Origin of the sequence: Saprospira grandis str. Lewin (assembly GCF_000250635.1) — a bacterium.
GTDB classification, from domain to species: Bacteria; Bacteroidota; Bacteroidia; order Chitinophagales; family Saprospiraceae; genus Saprospira; species Saprospira grandis.
In genome coordinates this window covers 1488064-1507514 of sequence record NC_016940.1, presented here as the reverse complement: position 1 = coordinate 1507514, position 19451 = coordinate 1488064, and the positions used below count along the sequence as shown (strand labels likewise).

General features: G+C 48.4%; 18 protein-coding genes and 1 tRNA gene. 11 read left to right on the top strand and 8 right to left on the bottom strand.

All coding sequences use genetic code 11. The features are described 5' to 3' along the window. Window positions 1-7: 7 nt before the first annotated feature. Together SGRA_RS06685 and SGRA_RS06680 are read right to left on the bottom strand one after the other, a co-directional pair. Complete coding sequence (locus SGRA_RS06685) at window positions 8-1084, bottom strand: hypothetical protein (RefSeq protein ID WP_015691862.1); 1077 nt, start codon at window positions 1082-1084, stop codon at window positions 8-10. A 469-nt stretch (window positions 1085-1553) separates the two neighbouring features. Beyond that, window positions 1554-2612 (bottom strand): OmpA family protein, encoded by a 1059-nt coding sequence (locus tag SGRA_RS06680; protein WP_015691860.1) that lies wholly within the window; start codon window positions 2610-2612, stop codon window positions 1554-1556. A 160-nt stretch (window positions 2613-2772) separates the two neighbouring features. Here SGRA_RS06680 and prfB point away from each other — a divergent pair. The 5 genes from prfB to SGRA_RS06650 all read left to right on the top strand — a co-directional run bounded on the left by prfB (window position 2773) and on the right by SGRA_RS06650 (window position 6513). Then, window positions 2773-3856 (top strand): peptide chain release factor 2 gene (gene prfB, locus SGRA_RS06675; protein ID WP_187288186.1). Its coding sequence is split into 2 segments (ribosomal slippage): window positions 2773-2832 and window positions 2834-3856, totalling 1083 coding nucleotides; the frame shifts between segments, so codons are not numbered across the junction. 346 nt (window positions 3857-4202) lie between these two features. Next, window positions 4203-5222, top strand: a complete 1020-nt coding sequence (locus SGRA_RS06665) for an NAD(P)/FAD-dependent oxidoreductase (RefSeq protein WP_015691857.1) — start codon at window positions 4203-4205, stop codon at window positions 5220-5222. Beyond that, entirely contained in the window at window positions 5222-5752 is a 531-nt protein-coding gene (gene hscB, locus SGRA_RS06660; protein ID WP_015691856.1) for a Fe-S protein assembly co-chaperone HscB, read from the top strand. The genes SGRA_RS06665 and hscB overlap by 1 nt, the downstream gene beginning before the upstream one ends. Window positions 5753-5825: 73 nt before the next feature. Continuing rightward, window positions 5826-5909 (top strand) — tRNA-Leu (locus SGRA_RS06655). Window positions 5910-6171: 262 nt separating this feature from the next. Beyond that, window positions 6172-6513, top strand: a complete 342-nt coding sequence (locus SGRA_RS06650) for a translation initiation factor (protein ID WP_015691855.1) — start codon at window positions 6172-6174, stop codon at window positions 6511-6513. Here the strand turns inward: SGRA_RS06650 and SGRA_RS06645 are convergent. The 6 genes from SGRA_RS06645 to SGRA_RS06620 form a co-directional block, all read right to left on the bottom strand. Then, on the bottom strand, window positions 6510-7091 hold the full coding sequence (locus SGRA_RS06645) for a DUF5071 domain-containing protein (RefSeq protein WP_050981164.1): 582 nt from the start codon (window positions 7089-7091) through the stop codon (window positions 6510-6512). The two genes, SGRA_RS06650 and SGRA_RS06645, sit on opposite strands and share 4 nt — an antisense overlap. A 7-nt stretch (window positions 7092-7098) precedes the next feature. Further along, window positions 7099-7911: a peptide chain release factor N(5)-glutamine methyltransferase gene (gene prmC, locus SGRA_RS06640; protein WP_015691853.1), complete on the bottom strand. Its 813-nt coding sequence runs from the start codon at window positions 7909-7911 to the stop codon at window positions 7099-7101. Window position 7912: 1 nt separating this feature from the next. Continuing rightward, a complete protein-coding gene (locus SGRA_RS06635) occupies window positions 7913-8956 on the bottom strand; it encodes a tetratricopeptide repeat protein (protein WP_015691852.1) in 1044 nt (347 codons plus the stop codon). Window positions 8957-8962: 6 nt separating this feature from the next. Beyond that, window positions 8963-9793 (bottom strand): FKBP-type peptidyl-prolyl cis-trans isomerase, encoded by an 831-nt coding sequence (locus SGRA_RS06630; RefSeq protein WP_245538652.1) that lies wholly within the window; start codon window positions 9791-9793, stop codon window positions 8963-8965. Window positions 9794-10012: 219 nt separating this feature from the next. Continuing rightward, window positions 10013-10867, bottom strand: coding sequence for an FKBP-type peptidyl-prolyl cis-trans isomerase (locus SGRA_RS06625; protein ID WP_015691850.1), 855 nt, complete (start codon window positions 10865-10867; stop codon window positions 10013-10015). Then, window positions 10827-11852: a DHH family phosphoesterase gene (locus SGRA_RS06620; RefSeq protein ID WP_041329863.1), complete on the bottom strand. Its 1026-nt coding sequence runs from the start codon at window positions 11850-11852 to the stop codon at window positions 10827-10829. The genes SGRA_RS06625 and SGRA_RS06620 overlap by 41 nt, the downstream gene beginning before the upstream one ends. A gap of 390 nt (window positions 11853-12242) precedes the next feature. On the opposite strand from SGRA_RS06620, the gene SGRA_RS06615 reads away from it, so the two are divergent. The 6 genes from SGRA_RS06615 to SGRA_RS06580 all read left to right on the top strand — a co-directional run bounded on the left by SGRA_RS06615 (window position 12243) and on the right by SGRA_RS06580 (window position 19401). Then, a complete protein-coding gene (locus SGRA_RS06615) occupies window positions 12243-13877 on the top strand; it encodes an ArnT family glycosyltransferase (RefSeq protein WP_015691848.1) in 1635 nt (544 codons plus the stop codon). A gap of 1570 nt (window positions 13878-15447) precedes the next feature. Continuing rightward, window positions 15448-17085, top strand: coding sequence for a mechanosensitive ion channel family protein (locus tag SGRA_RS06600; RefSeq protein ID WP_015691845.1), 1638 nt, complete (start codon window positions 15448-15450; stop codon window positions 17083-17085). A gap of 3 nt (window positions 17086-17088) precedes the next feature. Beyond that, window positions 17089-17937: a TerC family protein gene (locus tag SGRA_RS06595; RefSeq protein WP_015691844.1), complete on the top strand. Its 849-nt coding sequence runs from the start codon at window positions 17089-17091 to the stop codon at window positions 17935-17937. Between the two features lie 102 nt (window positions 17938-18039). Continuing rightward, window positions 18040-18351, top strand: coding sequence for a rhodanese-like domain-containing protein (locus SGRA_RS06590; protein ID WP_015691843.1), 312 nt, complete (start codon window positions 18040-18042; stop codon window positions 18349-18351). Between the two features lie 120 nt (window positions 18352-18471). Further along, window positions 18472-18894 carry a rhodanese-like domain-containing protein gene (locus SGRA_RS06585; protein WP_015691842.1) on the top strand — a complete coding sequence of 141 codons (423 nt, stop codon included), beginning with the start codon at window positions 18472-18474 and terminating at the stop codon, window positions 18892-18894. A 3-nt stretch (window positions 18895-18897) separates the two neighbouring features. Next, on the top strand, window positions 18898-19401 hold the full coding sequence (locus SGRA_RS06580; RefSeq protein WP_245538651.1) for a tetratricopeptide repeat protein: 504 nt from the start codon (window positions 18898-18900) through the stop codon (window positions 19399-19401). The last annotated feature ends 50 nt before the right edge of the window (window positions 19402-19451 follow it).

The window sequence follows — 19451 nt, the reverse complement described above, 5'->3', positions numbered from 1 at the left end:
GAGTGAATTAAAAGAGGAAGCTAAGAAAATCGGCACCTGAGGGCAGGGGCTCGGGTTCAGGTTTTTCCTCTAGGGCTTTTTCTGCTGCTTTTAGCTCAGCTTCTTTAGCGGCGATAAGGGCCTCTAGTTCTTCTAGGCGGGCAGAAAAATCGGCTTCGGCAGCTTGGGCTTCGGCTTGGCTAGGTGCCTGAGCTTTCACTTTTTCCTTTAGGGTTTGGGCTTGGGGCAAGAGTTTGCTCCGAATATTTTCGGCTTTTTTGGCTAGGCTGGCTTTTTCTTCTGCTGTAGCTTGTTCATAAGCTTTGAGAAAAGCCTGGATATTATCTTCTAGACGTTGGATAGTGTCTAGGTCCTTATCCGTAGCTTTATTGGCTTTGAGTTGGCCCAATACCGTTTTCTTGGTTTCTTCGGTAAGGCGTTCAATTTTTTGGGCCAAAATAGCGAGTTCATTATCGCTTTCTGTGGCGGTGTTTTTATTAGCGGCGGCTAGGAGTTGCTCTAACTTGGGCAGCAAACTTTTTGCATTGGGGTCGGCCTCTTGGACTAGTTCTTTTTGGGCCGCTTGCATGGCTGCGATTTGTTCGGCAGTTATTGTTCCTGCTTTGACTGCGGGCAACCACTCTCCTTTGATACTGGCCAAATGCTCTTGCCAGGGGGCTAGCTCGCTACTTTCCTCCGCAATAGCGCTTCCTTCTTCTTCTGGGGCATTAAACTCTAGGGTAATGCCTAGTTTGCCAAAGGCTTCGGCCATTTTGTTTTGAATCAGCTCGCTGCTCATGCCCCCTTTTTTGATATCTACTTTGGCCAAAAAGCCATCGGCAGAGGGTGCTAGGCTAAAGCTAGCGGCGGCCGTTTTTTTGATAGGGTGGAAGCCCTCTTTTTTAAGGTTCTTGAAGGCTTCAACCATTTCGGGGAGCTTTCTGTAAGGGACCGCTAGGGTCGTTTTTTTGCCGGCTAGGCGGTAGTCTTGTAGAAAAATAACCGCACTGGCTTTTTTCCAAAGGGGCATTTTCTTAAAGAGCTTTTCGTACTCTGCTTTCTTTAAAGAAGGCAGCAGCTCTAGGCTTAAGGTATTTTCGGCCATAATGTAATGTCTTGATTAGGTAGTAAATGTATGTTGAGGGGCTTGCCCCCAACTGCTTGGCAGCCTTTAATTTAGTCTTTTTTGCTGGGAAGAGGAAGCCTTTTTTAGAATGCTTTTAAAAAGCAGCTGGCCTTGGTCCATTTTTTCGGTTTTGCAGGCCCGAAGGGCCGCAGGCCTAGCGATGTGCAGCAGTGGCCGTTAGGCCAGACCCAGGCAGCAAAGCTGCCGCAGGGCCGAGCGAATAGCGAGCTGCGAAACGTAGCGCCGACGAGCGCAGCGAGGCGGAGGCCCCAAAAAAGCAGCGAGCTGCGAAACGACAACAAGGCCTTCAGGCCGCAGTTCGACGACCGAAGGGAGTAACCGCCGACGAGCGCAGCGAGGCGACAACAAGGCTGCAAGCCGCAGTTCGACGACTGAAAGGAGTAACGCCCAAAAAAAGCAGTCTCTTCAAAAAGAAACTGCTTGAATATTATTGGATAATTTTGAGTTCTACCCTTCTGTTGAGTTGTTGTTCTAGGGCAGTTTGGGCGCGGGGGTGGATCATTTCCCAGTTGCCATAGCCTCTATATTTTAGGCGTTCGGCGGCGATGCCCTTTTGGATGAGGTAGTCATAAACGGCCTTGGCGCGGGCTTCAGAGAGTTGATAGGAGCGGGATTGGGGCGGAACGGGGGCTCGGTTGGGTTTATTGATATGGCCGCCCAGCTCAAATTTGAGCGTTGAATTATAGCGCATAAAATCGGCAATTTCGTTTAGGGCTTTTTCTGAATTGGACAAAAGCTCTGCGGTGCCGGCCTGAAAATAGAGGTCAGAAAGTTGCACCTTGCCGCCCAAAAGGGCCGGTTCTAGCTGAATATCGAGATAAATAGAGTCTGTTTCGGGCGTTTTGAGCAGGCGATTGGCAAAGAAATAATTTTTGGCATAAGCCCGAAGCTCCAGTTGTCTAAAGCCGCCCAGCAGTTGTTCAAAATAGCCTTCAGCATCCGTAAAAAGGGTATCTTGGCGGCCCATGCAAACCATTAGGATCTGGGCATTGGCCAAGGGCGCATTGGTTTTAGAGTCGGTTAATCGGCCCTTAATTTTGCATTTGTCACGAAAGCGGCTCGGGTCGTAGGGGGCCAAGGCATAAATGGAGACGCGGCGGTTTTTTGCCCGGCCCTCCTCGGTGTTATTATTGGCAATTGGGCTAAACTCGCCATAGGTCCGAACATCAATAAAACTGCTGTCTAGGCCCTGCAAAAGTAGTTCTTGGGCCACCGAATTTGCCCGATTTTGGGCCAGCTCATTATTGTGCAAACTACTGCCAATAGAGTCCGTATGCGCCTGAATGATGATTTTTTCTAGTTCTTCCCCAGACAGTTTTTCTACCAAAGCCTTTAGCTCAGCCTTATCTTGGGCGTCTAGCTCAAAAGAGCCCGACTCAAAAAAGAGCTCGTTGGTAGAAATAAAGCGGTAGCGCTTTCGGTCAATTTGGCCAAAAAGCAACTGGGGCAAAAGAAGCAGGGATAGAGTATAGAGAAAAAAACGCATCTATAAATTCAAGTTTAGAGCTTAACTTTCTAGGGGGATCAGAAAACTGTCACAAAGATAACCTTTTTGTCCCCTTCCATCTTCCTATTTGGCCAAAGAAAAAGCAGCATTCTTCAAAAGTTTTTATCTTTGGCCTTTCCTTTCATTAAAAATAAATTCTATGACTAGCGACCAATTGGATCAGCTGCAAACTCGTTTGAGTCTTCTTAGGGGGTATCTTTGACGTCCCCAATCGGAAAATGCAGTTAACAGAAGAAAAAAAACATACTTACGACCCCAATTTTTGGACAGATGCCGAGCGGGCGCAACAAATTCTAAAAAAAATAGCAGGCCTAGAGCATTGGGTTAAACGCTATGAAGCTACCGCCGAATATCTAGAAGATTTGCAGGTCCTTTTTGACTTCTATCAGCTAGAGGAGGTCTCGGAGGAGGAGGTCGAAGAACAATACCAAAAAGCTTTAACAGCAATTGATGACTTAGAGTTTCGAGCCACCCTCAATGAAGCCGAAGATGAGCTTTCTTGCATCCTCAAAATTCAAGCAGGCGCAGGCGGAACAGAAAGTTGCGATTGGGCCAGTATGCTGCTTCGTATGTACCAGATGTGGGCCGAAAAAGAAGGTTTTAAACATAGCGAATTGCACCGTGTAGATGGCGATGTGGCTGGAGTCAAATCGGTCAGTATCGAAATTGATGGCGCTTTTGTCTATGGCCTCCTCAAATACGAAAATGGGGTGCACCGCCTGGTCCGTCCCAGCCCTTTCAATGCCCAAGGCAAACGCCAAACTTCTTTTGCCTCGGTTTTTGTCTACCCTCTGGTCGATGATAGTATCGAGATTGAAGTCAATCCCGCCGATATCGAATGGGATACTTTCCGCGCTAGCGGAGCGGGTGGACAACATGTCAATAAAACGGAATCGGCCGTGCGCCTGCGCCATTTGCCCTCGGGCATTGTGGTGGAGTGCCAAGAAGAACGCTCGCAACATATGAACCGCGAAAAAGCCCTCAAAATGTTGCGCTCCGAACTCTATCAACTAGAGATTCAACGCCGCCAAGCCGAAAAAGACGCCCTAGAGGCCAACAAAAAGAAAATTGAATGGGGCTCGCAAATTCGCTCTTATGTCCTCGATGACCGCCGAATTAAAGACCATCGCTCCAATTATCAAAGCCATGATACCAAAAAAGTACTCGATGGCGATCTAAACGATTTTCTGAAGGCTAGCCTGATGGCCCTCAAAGCTATCTAAAAGTAAGAAGCAGTTTCTTTTATAGAGACTGCTTTTTTTTGGGGCTGCCCCGCCCTTTGGGCGGGTCGGGCTGTGTCAGGGCTCGCAGGTCTGCTCGGCCCTTCGCTTTTTTCGCTTTGCTCAAAAAGCTCGGTCTGGCCTTCGGCCCCCCTTATCCATCCCTCAGCCTGCGGGCCTTCGGCCCTGCAAAACCGCAAAAATAACTGGCCCAAAACAAACAATGCCCAGCCCTTATTGTTCTAGCTAAGAATGAATCTAAATAGGAACGAAAGCAGTGCTCAAATTCCTTTTAGAACTCTATTTTTTTTGCGAGCTTTGCGGCTGAATTAAGAAGAATTATACATTTATGTCTGAAAATAAAGTAATAGAAACCGATATCTTAATTATCGGTGCTGGACCAACGGGCCTATTTACCGTTTTTGAAGCGGGCTTGCTCAAGCTTCGCTGTCACCTAATTGACTACCTTCCTCAGCCCGGTGGCCAACTGACCGAGATTTATCCCAAAAAGCCCATTTATGATATTCCGGGCTTTCCCGATGTGCTCGCTGGCGATCTGATCGATAACCTAATGAAGCAAATCGAGCCCTTTAATCCTGGCTTCACCCTAGGCGAAAGAGCCGAAGAAATTGAACGCCTAGAAGATGGCCGCTTCAAACTCACTAGCCATAAAGGGACCGTGCATATTGCGCCCGTGATTGCCATTGCTGGCGGTTTGGGTTGCTTTGCCCCCCGCAAACCCCCAATTTCTAATATTGCCGACTTTGAGGACCGTGGAATAGAGTACATCATCCGTGAGCCCGAGTTTTATCGCGATAAAAAAGTAGTGATTGCCGGTGGGGGGGATTCTGCCCTAGACTGGACCATCTACTTAGCGGATGTCGCCAAAGAATTGACCTTGGTCCACCGCCGCAAAGGCTTTAGAGGAGCACTAGATTCTGTAGAAAAGGTAGAACAATTGGCAGAAGCTGGCCGCATTAAACTGCTCACAGAATCTCAGGTCGTTGGCCTAAAAGGAGAGGAGCAGCTGCAAGGCGTAGAAATTAAGCAAAAAGGAGCCGATAATTATTGGTTGGAGACCGAGCATTTTGTGCCGCTCTTTGGCCTTTCGCCCAAATTGGGCCCAATTGGCGAATGGGGACTAAATATTAACCGTTCTGCAGTTGAGGTAGATACCTTTGACTATAGCACCAATGTTCCCGGCATTTTTGCCATTGGCGATATCAATACCTACCCCGGTAAGCTTAAGCTGATCCTCTGCGGATTTCATGAGGCCACCCTGATGGTCCAATCGGCCTTCAAAATTATTCATCCCGAAAAGAAGGTCCAATTTAAATATACTACTGTAAACGGCGTAAACGGATTCTAATGGATTACTTTGAGTTTTATGAACTGCCCCGGCAATTTAGTTTGGATGAAAAAGCTCTCAAGCGCAAATATTTGCAAATGAGCAAGCGCTTTCATCCCGATTTTCATAGCCTAAGTAGCGAGAAAGAACAAGAAGAGGCCCTAGAAAAGTCTACGCTCAACAATAAAGCTTATAAGGTCCTTAAAGCATTTGATAGCCGCCTGCGCTATATCTTAGAATTGCATGGACTCTTGCAGGAAGGGCAAAATGCAGCCCTTCCGCAAGCTTTTTTGATGGAGATGATGGAGATTAACGAAACCATCATGGAGCTGCAGTTTGATTTCGATGCCCAAGCTTACCAAACTATTTTAGCCGATATTCAGGCTTTTGAAAAAAAGTTGAAAGAAAATATCAAACAGGCCATTGAGGCCTATGATTTGGCCCAAAATAAAGAAAATCAATTGCTTGAACCCGTTTTAGACTACCACTATAAGCGGAAGTATTTGGCCCGAATCAAAGAAAATTTGAAAAAAATAGAGGAAATGGGCTAAATAAATTTGGAAATAAGAAAAACCGCCTTATATTTGCAACGCTTCCAAAGGGAAGCAACAAAGTTTTTCTCTAGCCTTGGTGGCGAAATTGGTAGACGCGCTGGATTCAAAATCCTGTGGTGGCGACACCGTGCGGGTTCGAGTCCCGCCCGAGGCACTTAAAGGTCGATTATGCAAATTTGCATTTTCGACCTTTTTTTATTTGTTTTGGCCAAGCTTTGGTCCAATACTCCCTTAGCTTGGAAATAGGCCCGAAGGGCCGTCGGCTGAGGGATGGAAAGTGGTGCGGCGCAGCCGCAGACCCAGCAAAATGAGCGTAGCGAATTTTGCGCAGGGCCGAGCAGACCTGCGAGCCACGACACAGCCCGACCCGCCCGCAGGGCGGGGCAGCCCCAAAAAAAATTAAATCAGAAAGGAAGATGGCAAAGAAGAAGAAAAAACTCAATTTTTATTCGACAGATCCCAATTTTGAATGGAATGATGAGCCTTTGGAGGAGGAGTTGTTGCCCCCACAGCAGCAGCGCCTAAGAGTGCAAATTGACCGCAAGAAAAGAGGCGGAAAGGAAGTCACTTTGGTCACTGGATTTGTAGGGCCAGAGGAGGATCTCAAGGCCTTGGGCAAAAAGCTGAAAGCCAGTTGTGGTGTGGGCGGAAGCGCCAAGGATGGGGAAATTATTGTGCAGGGAAAACAGGCGGAAAAAGTGCTAGAATTGCTCAAGAAATGGGGCTATAGCCAGACAAAGCGATCGGGGGGCAACTAGTGATAGTGCACCAAAATATCTAGGCCTAATTCTTTGGCCAATTCAAATTGTAGGCGGCCCCGCCATTTGGGCCAGTTCTTGGGCTCTTCTTGGCTAGCGAGCAGCTCTGTGGAGAAGCGTTCTTGTAATTTTTCGGCCAGAGGGTGCCCCTCTTCCATGGGGCGCCAACTCAGGCCCTGCACCTCTTCCATATCGAAGGGGTCAAAATAGATTTCGCTGGCAATTTGGTCCACCTCTGCCTCCCAATCGAGCCGAGAGGGCCGAAAGACCAAAGGGGCGAGCATCTGCCGCCAGCTAGGGGGCCAATCGGGCCCAAAAAGCATTAAGAGATCATATTTCCAATGCCCATCTTCTGTTTGCAGAATATGGGCTATTTCTTTTTCTAGCTGGGGCAATTCCTCCTTTAATACCTCCGCAATTAGGGGCGCAACAGGCCAGTTGCGATCTTGCAACCACTCTAGCAGTTCATGGGCAAAGGGCAGCCAAATTTCGGCCTCCGTTTGGGCCAAAATATCTACCGCCAAATCATCATGTTTATCCTTGGGGATAAAAGGTGGGCGAAAAAAATACATGCTCATAGCCTTCCTATTTTTTGCCGCTAAGCATACGGGGACGGCCTTCTAGATCGGGCATAATCTGCACTTCCTGAAGGCTAGGCCGCATGAGTTCGGCAATCTCTTGGGCCGAAAAGGTATTGGCTTCAAAATAGAGGCTGCCGCCTTCTTTAAGGGCCTTTCCTTGGCAAAGTTGAACAATCTCCCGATAAAAAACGAGCCGATCCTCTGTTTCCGTAAAGAGGGCCATATGCGGCTCATAATCGAGCACATTGGCGGCCATGCTTTTGGCCTCGGAAGGGGCGATATAAGGCGGATTACTCATGATGAGGTCAAAATCAGCCAGCTGGGCCCAGTTTTCCTTGGCCAAAATATCTAGTTCCATAAATTGAACATTGGCTCCCAACTGCTGCGCATTTTGTTGGGCAAGCTCTAGGGCCGCAGCGCTATAATCTAAGGCATAAACTTGCCAATTGGGGGCTCTTTTGGCCAAACTAATGGCCATACAGCCCGAGCCCGTACCAATGTCTAGGACCTTAAGAGGAGCCTGCTTATTTTCTCTTTGCAATATCCAGTAAAGCAGTTCCTCGGTTTCGGGCCTTGGAATCAGGGTGGCGGAATTGACGGCAAAAGAATAGCCATAAAACTCAGCTGATCCCACTACGTATTGCCAGGGCTCAGCGGCTAATAAGCGGCTTTCTAGGGCCAAATAATCTTCTTCCCTTAGGGTTTTGCCCCGCCAACAGTCCTCATAGATATAGCGGGCAATGGTGCTGGCTTCTCGCTCTTCATAAAGGGCAAGTAGGGCTTGGGCCAAGCGGTTTTGAGCAGCTTCTGGCTTCATCTTATTGTTGCAATCTTCGGAGGCTATCCACCTGCATTCTAAAATTCTGAACCACTTCATTGGGGTCTTTGCCCAAGAGCTTTAGGGAGGCCTCTACCTGCGGGCGAAGCTCATGCTCTGGGTATTTCTCCAAAAACTCCTCATACATTTTGCGGGCTTCTTCGGTCCAATTGATTTCCGTGAGCTTCTCGAGCTCAAAATCGGCATGCATCTTCGAGCGAAACTCCTTTTTTCTTTGATATTGCTGCATGAAAATGGGCATCTTCTGCTCATATTCTAGGGCCAATTGCAAAAGGGTCTGCGGATAGAGATGAAAGTCGTGATATTGCTCATAAATTCGCTTCCAAAGCTGTACGGCATCATAGCTTTCCCCAATGCTAGAGGCCAGTTTTCCGCCTTCAAAGCAGTAGGCCGGACTAAATTCGCTGCTGGGGTAGTTGCGGGTATAATGCAGGTACTGCCGCACGAGTTTATGCGCCATGGCTCTATCCAATTGCCCTTTGGGGCCCGAGCGAAGTTGCTTTTGCATCTCGCCAATCCGAGCTTCCATTTTTTCTTCTGCAGGCTTAAAGAAGAATTCGGCGGTGGCCCGTCCTTCTCCATTCGGAAAGGCCTTGAGGTATTTTTCATAGAGCTGTCCCGCCCGCTCATTGTTTCGATCATGCGGACTATCATAGATCGAGGCCGCCAATAAGAGGGCTTCGGGATAGGCTTTGCTGTCTTCAAATTGGTCAATGACCATCTCTAAATGTTTGCTGGCTTCTTTCCAGTTTTGCATCCGATAGTAATAACTACCCATTTTATAGAGATAAATGGGCGTTTGCGGATCGTCCTTAAATTGCTGGCTATAGTCGGCATAGGCAAATAGTAGTTGGCCAAGCAAGCTGTCTTTGACCAAGACGTTTTGTTGCTGCTCTTCCAAACTGGCCGCCACCCGCTCTTCCAATTCCTTGATTTTCTGCTGGGCCGAACGCTCTGCCGAACAGGCCATGAGGAGCAAAAAAAGCAGGCCCATAGGGCCGTATTTCCAAAAGCGATTGATCATCTGTTTTTATTTTGTAGTCAGTACTTCTATATAAAATATAAGGGGACTATGAGGCGGCACAAAGGGCGGATTGCCCAAGGCCCCATAGGCCAAAGCCGAAGGGAGATAGATGAGCCCCTGCTCGCCTTCTGCAAATTCTTCTAGGGCCAAAGACCAACCCCGAATCGTTTTTAAGTCGCCTAGCTCTACCCAAATCGGACGCATGTTCAAGAAACTGTCATCTATGATGTCGCCATTAGGTAGCAGGCAAATATATTGGATTTGGGCCAACTGCCCAAGCTGAAGTTTTGGACCTTTTGTGGACTTTAGCTTTTCAAATCTTATTCCCTCGGCAGCTCGCCCCCCTAACTGACTCAAACTGCTGTCTTTGGCCAATTCTGCCTGTACCCACTGCCGCCGCTGGGCAATGCGGGCCCGCTCGGCCTCAATTTCGGCCGCTAGCTGCGCCTGGCTTTTTAATGTTTTGAGCCGATAGCCAAAGCGCACTCGCTCTTTTTCTCCAAATTCTGCCGCATAGGGGCCCAAGATATCGGCAGCCGCTTTGGCCAAGACCAATACCTCCAAACTATCGCCCTCGGCCATCAAACTCAGGGCCTCTGTGAATAAGTTGTGCGCTTCTGCCGAAGGCATTTCAACCAATACGGGCACCGCCTGATCTGCCGAACTCAACAATAAACTATCGCCCTTCCAAATGCTATAACTAATCTCTAGTTGGTCCCCTTCTTTGGGCAGCCGCAGCCCTTTTCGCTGCTGCTGGCCGCTATGTTTATACCAAAATTTCCCCTGATGATAGCTCGTCCAGCCCTTCGGAACCGATCGGCAGGAGGTCCATAGCAAACTGCTCAGCAATAGGAGGAGGAAGAGGTAGTTTTTCTTTTTTTGGGGCTGCCCCTTCGGCCCTTTGGGCCTGCGGGTCGGGCTGTATCGCAGCTCGCTGTTCGCTCGGCCCTTCACGGGCTTCGCCCGTTTGGTCTGGCCTTCGGCCACTGCTGTCCATCCCTCAGCCTGCGGCGGCTTCGCCGCCTGTAGTTCCGTAGATCTAAACATAGCTGGGGCTTATTCTGCTTGCTGTTTTGGCGCAACTAGTTCTAGGTAAAGGACTTTTCTACTTTTGGGGAAGATAAAGTAGCCCCTTTGCCCAATTTGCATTTTGGCCAAGGCCTGCTGATAATAAGGCGGTAGCCCCTGCTGCCCTGCTTCCAAAGACAAACGGTCTCCTCGGCGCAGGTTGTTGTCTAGGCCTTGGCCATTCTCTAGCTCCAATAAAATATAATAGGCCCAATAGGCTGGAGCTGCGCCCCGACCTTCTCCCTGCAAACGAAAAAAGAAGCCTTCTTCTGCCTGCTCAAACTGAAGCTGCTCCGCCAAATAGGCCGAACGATAGGCCGAAAGCAATTCTTCTAGACTATCGGCCTGTTCCCGCTTCTGAGCACTCTCGGTTTTCCAGTCTTCTAACTGCTCAAAACCATGTGCTAGGGCATAGTCTTGCTCCCTTTGCGCCTTGAGCGAAAGCCGATCTAAAAGGTAGTTTAAACGGTATTGAATCTGTACACTGTCTGTAGGTCCAAAATGCTCCGCCCCCTCTGGCCATTCTTCGGCCAACTGCCCGTAGTTCCAAACAACGGCCAAACTATCGCCCGGATGCATTTGGACCAAAGGATGTAAAAAGAAGTTGCGCTGCGCTTTTACCGGATAAATCAAACAACGCTCCCCCCGCTCTACACGATCGGGATATACCAAACTGTAGCTAAAACAAATGGAGTCCCCAAACTGAGGAACCTGCCCTTTTACTGGCCCCTCCGCTAAGGTATGAAAGGCATAACCCTCCTCTGCTTGCTCCCAAGTAATTTGACAAGACCAAAATAAACTACTACTTAGCAGTAGTACGCAAAACCGAAGCATAGTCTTCATTCATCAGGCGTTTAAAGCGATTTAATGTTTCTTCTAAACTCTCTCTACTCATGCCCCCAGAAGCATTGCGATGCCCGCCGCCATTAAAATGGTTTTTGCAGACCTCCTGTACAGAGAAATCTCCTTTGGACCGCAAAGAGAGCTTTACCCGATCTTTCCGCTCTGTAATTAAGGCCGCTACCTTAATTCTGCGAATTTGTAAGATGGTGTTCACTACGCCCTCTAAATCCCCTCGCTGAATGTTAAATTCCTGATGCTCGGCCTGACTAAGGGCAATGTATCCCACATCTAGGCCCTCCAAAAAGCTCATTTTATTGATGCAATGCCCCAAAAGACGCATTTTCTTCTCACTAAAGGAGTTGGTCATCATGTTAGTGATGTAGTTGCTGTTGAGCCCTCGCTCGGTCATATCTGCAATGATGCGGAAAAGATGAGCATTGGTGGCATGCTGAAAACGACCGGTATCGCCAAGGATGCCTACATAAAGACATTCAAAGGCCATTAAGGGGACTTGCTCCAATGCGCCCAATTCGGCAAAGTAGTCATAGACCAATTCTGCGGTAGAACTAGAGCTGGTCCGCCAAAGCCGACTTTGCGCAAAGTCTTCGGGCTGCATGTGGTGGTCAATCAGTACTTTGTAGCCAGTGGCCTTTCGCCAGACCGACTCCATGCTGTCCAAACGGTCCAAGGCGCTGTAATCTAAAGAAAAGAGAATATCGGCTTGTAGAATGGTGGTATTACTGGTTTTTTGTTTGCGCTCGTAGTTCCAAATAAGGTGAAAGCCAGGCATAAAGTCTAGCATCTGAGGCAGCTCACTGGGCATAATTACCTGCACCCGATGTCCTAGGGTTTGTAGGTAGTGATAAAGGGCTAAAGTAGATCCCAGTGCATCGGCATCGGGGTTGACATGGCCACTAATGACAATATTTTTAGGGCTGTCTAGTAGTGCTTTTAGTTGTTCGCCATTGGTCATTTGGGCAAGCATATAGTATTGGTATTTTGTTTTGATAAAATTGGATGTTGGGGGATTGTTTTTGCGGTCTACAGGCGGCGAAGCCGCCGCAGGCTGAGGGGCTGTAGCAGGGCCGCCGCAGGCGGCAGACCAAAGCGCTGAAAGCGCCGCAGGGCCGAGCGAGCAGCGAGCTGCGCAATGGCCCGACCCGCCCGCAGGGCGGGGCAGCCCCAAAAAAGAAAAGAACAGTTTGTAATGCTCTTCCTTTTAGGAAATCAGCTAAACAGCTAGTAAAATTACAAAATCATCCCTAAAGGGCTTCAGTTTGTGGGGGTTTTCCGAGCAAGGCCTCATAATAGCCGATGAATCTAGTTTAAAAGTACTACTTTTGCGCAGTTTTGTAAATATCAAAAACGGCTTTTTATGCAGCCTACAGCTTATAAATGGGCCTGGCCGGCCTTGGCCCTTGCCTATGTTTTGGGGCTTTTTATGGTCACGATTATGGATGTGGATTCGGCCCAATATGCCTCTATTAGTCAAGAGATGTTGCAGTCGGGAGAATGGTTGCAAGTGCATCATAAGGGAAAGGATTATTTGGACAAGCCGCCACTTTTATTTTGGTCTTCTGCTTTGTTTTATGCCATTTTTGGGGTCTCTCAATGGGCCTTTCGCTTGCCCTCGGTCCTCTCTTCAATTATGGGTTTTTGGGCTACTTACCAACTCGGTAAGGAGCTTTATAATAAGCAAACGGGCCAATTGGCGGCCCTAATTTTGGCCAGCACCCAAGCTTGGCTGATGTTTAACCATGATGTGCGCACCGATACGCTGATTTCTAACTTTTCTATCTTGGCCATTTGGCAGCTGGTGAAGTACGTAAATGGGGCCCAACTCAAGCATTTGTTTTGGGGTTTTGTGGCGGTGGGCTTTGCCATGATGGCCAAGGGGCCATTGGGGGCAGTGGTTCCTGGCGCCGCTATTGGCTGCTATCTTTTGGGGCAGAAAAACTGGAAGATGCTCTTTCGTTGGCAGTGGCTGCTCGGTGCACCTATTGTCTTGCTAGTTTTGGCGCCTATGCTGTATGGGCTCTATCTGCAGTTTCCCGATTGGGAGGGGATTTATTTCTTTTTCTGGAAGCAAAGTTTTGGCCGTATCACTGGAGAAAATGAATGGGCCAATGATAGCGGAAAGTTCTTTTTTGTGCACACCTTCCTATGGTCTTTTTTGCCTTGGTCGGCCCTAGCGCTTTGGGCCATGCTGCGCCGTTTGCAAGAGTTTTGGCAGGGGAAAAAGGTGGAATTACTGACGCTTGGCGGTTTTGTCCTCCCTTTTATTGCCCTCTCTTTTTCTCGTTATAAGTTACCGCATTATATTTTTCCGATGTATGGCATGATGGCCGTTTTGGTCGCTCATCAGTTAATGAATTTGGCCAAGTCGAGTAAGTCTTGGGTTTGGCCCTTGGCCCTGGGGCAAAGTATTGTCCTGCATACTGCAGCTCTGGCCTTTTTGGCCCTTTTGATGGGCTGGGCCTTCCCTGGCGCCCCGATTTGGTTGGTTGTACTTCTCATTTTAGCCGCTCTAGCTAGCTTTATCCCTTATTTTAAGTTCAAGCAGCAGCGCCCCATGCAATTGGTTTTGCCCGCTGTTTTTGCCATGGCTATTGTGAATGTAGGCATGAATGCCCATGTCTATCAAGCGCTTTTGCCCTATCAGTCGGGCTCTGAGGCGGCTCATTATCTGGTCCAAGAGGGCTTGGCCGAGCAAAATGTAGGGGTCTATGATTTCTCTCAACATTCTTTTGATTTCTATCTGGGCAAGGTGGCCAAGGTCTTCGATTCGCCTAAGGATATAGAGACCGCCGCTGGACAAGCCGAATGGATCATCCTCATCCGTGGAAAAAGCCTAGCCGAACTCGATAAAGCTGGCATCCGTTACGAGAAGATTAAGCATTTCGATCATTTTCATGTGACCAGACTAACCGCTAAGTTCCTCAACCCAGCTAGCCGAGCTGAGCAGCTAGAAGATGTCTATTTGATTAAGGTGACTGGGGTAGTGGGTTAGGATTTGGGGCCTGCCGCCTTCGGCGGCCGGGCCCTTGCAGGGCTCGCAAGTCTGCTCGGCCCTTCAGCCCTTCGGGCTTTGGTCTGGCCTTCGGCCACCCTTTCAGGCCCCTAGGCCGAATGGAAGTTCTGCGCTTCGGCCATCCTTTGATAAAAATTTCAGGCTAGTCAAGGCATTTTTTAAAGGCATAGCTGTAGCTATGGCTGAGAAAAATAACGCAGAATAGCAAGAAATTAAAGCAAAGGATAGAAGTGGCAGGGCTTTCATTTGGCCTTTGCCTGCGGCGGCTTCGCCGCCTGCTAGCTGTGGCTGCTGGTTGAAACCAGCAGCCATACAACAGCAGTATTGCTCCGCAATGATATATGAATGAGGGTTGAAACCCTCATAAAATGAACAAAATGAACTTCTTGGCCATCCCTAGGGCCAAGGCTAACTAAAAAATCGACATCCCCTCCTGCGAGGGGATGTTTTCTTTTCCTAAGCTATGATTGGCATTTTATAATAGTTGTAAGTTAATGAATTCAATTGCTTAGATAGCAAACAGCCCCATCTTTTAGCTGAAATAAGGGCGAGGAGTACTGCACCCCCTCAGCAGGACTTAGTGAGGTCCTCGCTTGGGGTTGTATAGCTCCTCAAGAGGACTTTGCTAAGTCCTCGCTTGGGCTAGGGGAGGTCCTTTAGAGGGCTTTTGTAACTCCTCTTTTGGACTTACTCAAGTCCTCTATACTATAGGCCTAGGTCCTCTGTAGGACCTCTATAGGTCCTCCTTTGGAGCAGTACAAGTCCTGCCGATGACTAGCCTAAGTCCTCCTCTTTAGGTAAAAGAATGGTCCTGATAACTAGGAAGACTGCTCTGGAGGGGTAGGGCTAGCCCTCAAGATAATGTACAGCAGCCCTATAGCGGACTAGGAGAGGCCCTCGCTCGGAGGTCCAGAAATGCTCCTGATGATTAGGACTAGCCCTGCAGAGGGCTACGTCTAGTCCTAGAGAGGGGTGTTGTACCCCTTCCGATGGCTAGCTGAAGTTCTCCCGAGGGGTATGGGAACCCCTCCTGATGGCTAGCTGAACCCCTCTGGATGGGTAAGTGAACCCCTATAGCGGACTAGGAGAGGCCCTCGCTCGGAGGTCTGGAAATGCTCCTGATGATTAGGAGTAGCCCTGCGGAGGGCTAGAGTACCCCCTCTTGATGGGTATAGGAACCCCTCTCGACGGGTATGTGAACCCATCTGGATAGGTATAGAAACCCCTCCCGATGGCTAAAAGTACTCCTGCACAACAGAAAAAGGTCCAAAACTTAAGTTTTGGACCTTTCCTTATTGGGTCCTACAGGCCCCGAAGGGGCCGCAGGCCTAGGGATGGTAACTGGTGCGGCGCAGCCGCAGACCCAGGGGCTGAAGCGCAGCGGAAGCCCCGCAGGGCCGAGCAGACTTGCGAGCCAGTGCACAGCCCGGCCGCCGAAGGCGGCAGGCCCCAAAAAACATAAATATAAACTTAAGAATAGAAGCTTTTCTAAGCGCTGAAGAAAACTTAACTTTGTGCTCGAGTAAAAAAACATAAAACAAAAATACTTATGCGCTTCATCAACAAGCGGTTATATTTAGTACTTATTCTTTTGCTGCCTATATTGGCTTGGGGGCAGGAGGGGGACCCCTCGGAGAAGCCAGCGGCCAATTTGCTGACGCCCTATGATGCCATTTATACGCATTTATACTATTTGCAGGCCGAGCATTATGATGCCAGCATGGCGGCTAGGCCCTTTTATAAGCGGGGCGAGGCGGGCCAAGATTTGGCCTTAAAGCTCAAGCAAATTTGGGATGGAAAAGGCCTGCGGGTCTCTTTGAGCAGGGTACCAGAAGACCCCATGTATAAGGATTCTGTGGGGCAGAAAAACGTCTATATTCCCTATCCGCAAGAGCTACCCGAAGTATACTTGGAGCGCAATAAAATATCGGGTAAATGGCATTATTCGAGAGAGACAGAGCGGGCGATTCCGCAACTGCACAAGCAAGTTTACCCCTTTGGGAGTGATTTATTGCTGGGCTTATTGCCACAATTGGGGCAGCAGCGCTTTATGGGCTTGGCCAGCTGGCAATATTTGGGGATGTTAATTTTGATTGCCCTAAGTTTTATTCTACATGCCTTTATCTCTAGGTTATTTCGTTGGACCATTCACTTTTTGGCCAACAGTCGCTTGGGTAAGGGGCATTTTGATGAGAAGCAGGTCATTCGGATGGCCAAGGTCTTGAGCTACCTTTTGGTCCTTTATATTGTCTATACCTTTGTGCCTGTATTGCAGTTGCCCATTGGCTTGAGCTTTTATCTGCTCTTATTGCTCAAGCTAACGAATACCGTTTTGGTGGCGGTTTTGGCCATGCGCAGTTTGGCTTTTTTCCGTTCTTATTTGGAGTGGTTGACCAGCCAGACCAAAACCACCACCGATGAGTACTTGCTGCCCATCTTTATACGGATCGTCAATGCCTTGATTATTGCGGCGGCCTTTATTCATGCCCTCAGTGTTTGTGGGGTGAATGTAACGGCCCTATTGGCGGGACTTTCACTGGGTGGTTTGGCCGTGGCCTTGGCGGCCCAAGAAGCCCTGCGCAACCTCTTGGGTTCTATGATGATTTATGCCGATCGGCCCTTTCAGATCGGGGACTTTGTGAGTGTGGGCTCGGTAACGGGGACCGTCACAGACATTGGTTTTCGGTCGACGAGAATTAAGACCATGGACACCTCGGTTATTTCGGTGCCCAATGGCAACCTCATGAATGAGACCATTAACAACCTAGGCGAGCGGGAGATGCGTCGCTTTAATACCACAATTGGTTTGGCCTATCATACGCCACCGGCCCTAATAGAAACCTTTATTCAGGGCTTGAGAAGACTGCATGAAGTGCATCCGCATACCGACAAAGAAAACGTCTATATTCACTTGAATAACATGGGGGCCTCTTCCTTGGATGTGCTCTTTATGGTCTACTTCAAGACGAATGATTGGGCGCAGGAATTAGCTTGGAAAGAAGAGCTTATTTTTGCTATCTTGCGGCTAGCAGAGGCCCTAGGGGTACAGATTGCCTTCCCATCTACCTCTGTTTATGTAGAAACGATGCCTGGGCAAGGGACGGTAGTGCCTTCTTATGAGGAAGAATTGAAAGCCGCCCAAGCTCGATTGGATGAATTTATTAGCAAGATGAAAACGGACCAATAAATTATGTTTGAAGGATTAGCGGAACTGATTGCCTCGCCACAGGCCTGGACAGCCCTATTGACCTTGACCTTTATGGAGGTTATTTTGGGGATTGATAATATTGTCTTTATCTCTATTGTGGCCAACAAACTCTCTAAGGAAGAGCAGCCCAAGGCGCGTAACATCGGCTTATTGTTGGCGATGGTGCTTCGGGTGATTCTCTTGTTTGGTATCTCTATTATGTTGCAGTACCTCACGGCTAGCTGGGGAGACCTCCACATTTTGAGTTTTCATGCACAGCCCAATGGGCAGGCCATTGTCTTAATTTTGGGAGGGATATTTTTGCTCTACAAAACCATTAAGGAGATTCATCATAAATTGGAGGGGCACAACCCCGAGAACAATGATGGAACGGGGGCCAAGCTGATGGATGTCATTATACAGATTACCATCATCAACATGGTCTTTTCTGTAGACTCTATTCTGACGGCTATTGGCCTTACCCAAGACCTGACGCAGAGCGATTTGAACGCCTTGCCGGTCATGATTTTGGGGGTTATCTTTTCGGTATTGATTATGATTGCCTTTGCTGGCCCAATTGGTCGCTATATCAATAAGCATCCATCTATTCAGATGTTGGCGCTATCCTTTTTGCTCCTCATTTCCTTTATGTTGATTGCAGAGGGTGGACATTTGGCCCATGCGGCAATTGGAGACTTCCATATTGAGGCAATACCTAAGGGCTATTTGTACTTTGCCATTGCCTTTTCGACCCTAGTACAGATGTTAGTTTTGCGGATGGACAAGAAGTCAGAGCCCGTTATTTTGCACTCTGCTTTGCAAGAGGCCGAAGAGCGGAACCTCCTACAATAAAACCTCTTGGGCAAAAAAGCGTTATAGGAACAAAGTCACACTGTAGTTAGCGGGAAAGCCCTATCTTGTGGACATTCTTTTAACTGCTAAATGATAGAAACTATGAGCTTTCCTAATCTAGGTCCTGCCGAATTTAAGGCAGCCTTTGAAGCCGATGAAAACGCTGTTGTACTAGATGTACGCACTCCCGATGAGATTGCCGAGGGTAAGATTGAGAGAGCGATTGAGCTCAACTTCTTCGACGACAATTTCCAACAGGAGGTCCTTAAATTGGACGCCAACAAATCTTATTACATTTACTGCCGCTCTGGCCGTCGTTCAGCTAATGCCTGCGCATTTTTGGCCCAAAATGGCTATGCCAAAGTCACGAATTTGGACGGAGGTATGATGGCTTGGGAAGTAGCCAAAGTATAATTTACTTTTTCTACTTAAGCCTTAGACTCAGCTTTGCGGCCAGCCATTTTGGGCTGGCCGCTGCCGGGTCTCCTCCTCCTAAATGCAGCGCTAAAGAGCAAAAGAAGAATAACTTTTATTATGAATCCTGTTTTTTTTGCTACGGTACTGACCGTTGTTGCCATTTTTATCTGGCTGTTTTTTATTCGAGGAAAAAGACAAAAACAGCAGCTTCCACCTTTTTATAATCTAGATATTGAGGATTGGTTGGAGGCCTTAGAGCAGCGCCCCAATGCCATTTTGCTAGATATTAGAGGCAATGCCGATCTGGGTCGAGATAGTATCCCCAATGCGGTATTGGTAAATTTTGAGCAAAGGCCAGAGTTTGTAGAATTTCTACATGGCCTAGATCTAGACCAGCCCTATTTTGTATATTGCGAGCAGGGCCAATGGGCCGCCAAAGCCTGCGAGGTTATGTACAATAATGGTTTTAAGCAGCTCTATGCCTTGCGAGGTGGCTTTGCCGCTTGGCAGGTAGCGCAGGGCAAGGACTGGACAATCTAATTTATGCTCACTTTACTCCGACAAATTAAGTGGATGGCCATTTGGCCCCACCTTATCGTTTTTGCCCTTTTTATTGCTTTGCTTCGAGCCTTTGGCTTGGGCTGGGATATGGCGCCTTGGTTGGGCGCCCTGCTCTATTTGGGCCTCTCTGTTTTGCTCCAAAATATTATCCCTCATCATCATCGCTCGGGCATGAAGGCCCTGCAAAATGAAGATTATGAGCTGGCCCGACAGGCCTTTAGCTGTAGCTACGATTATTTTAAACAGCATGCCTGGCTAGACGATTACCGCTCTTTCTTTATCCTCAGTATATCTAATATGAGCTATAAGGAAATGGCCCTGATTAACTATGCCCTCTGCTATTTTCAGGAAGACCGCTGGGAAGAAGCTCGCAGCGCCTACGAACGCGTATTGTCCGAATACCCCAATAGCCGAATGGCCCAAGATGCTATTGATTATATAAATAATCCCGATTCTGAAGAAGAGGAAGAAGAAGAGCGCTACTAACTGTTTTTGGGGCCCGCGGCCGCCCTTTATAGTGGGGCGGCCGCCGCTAT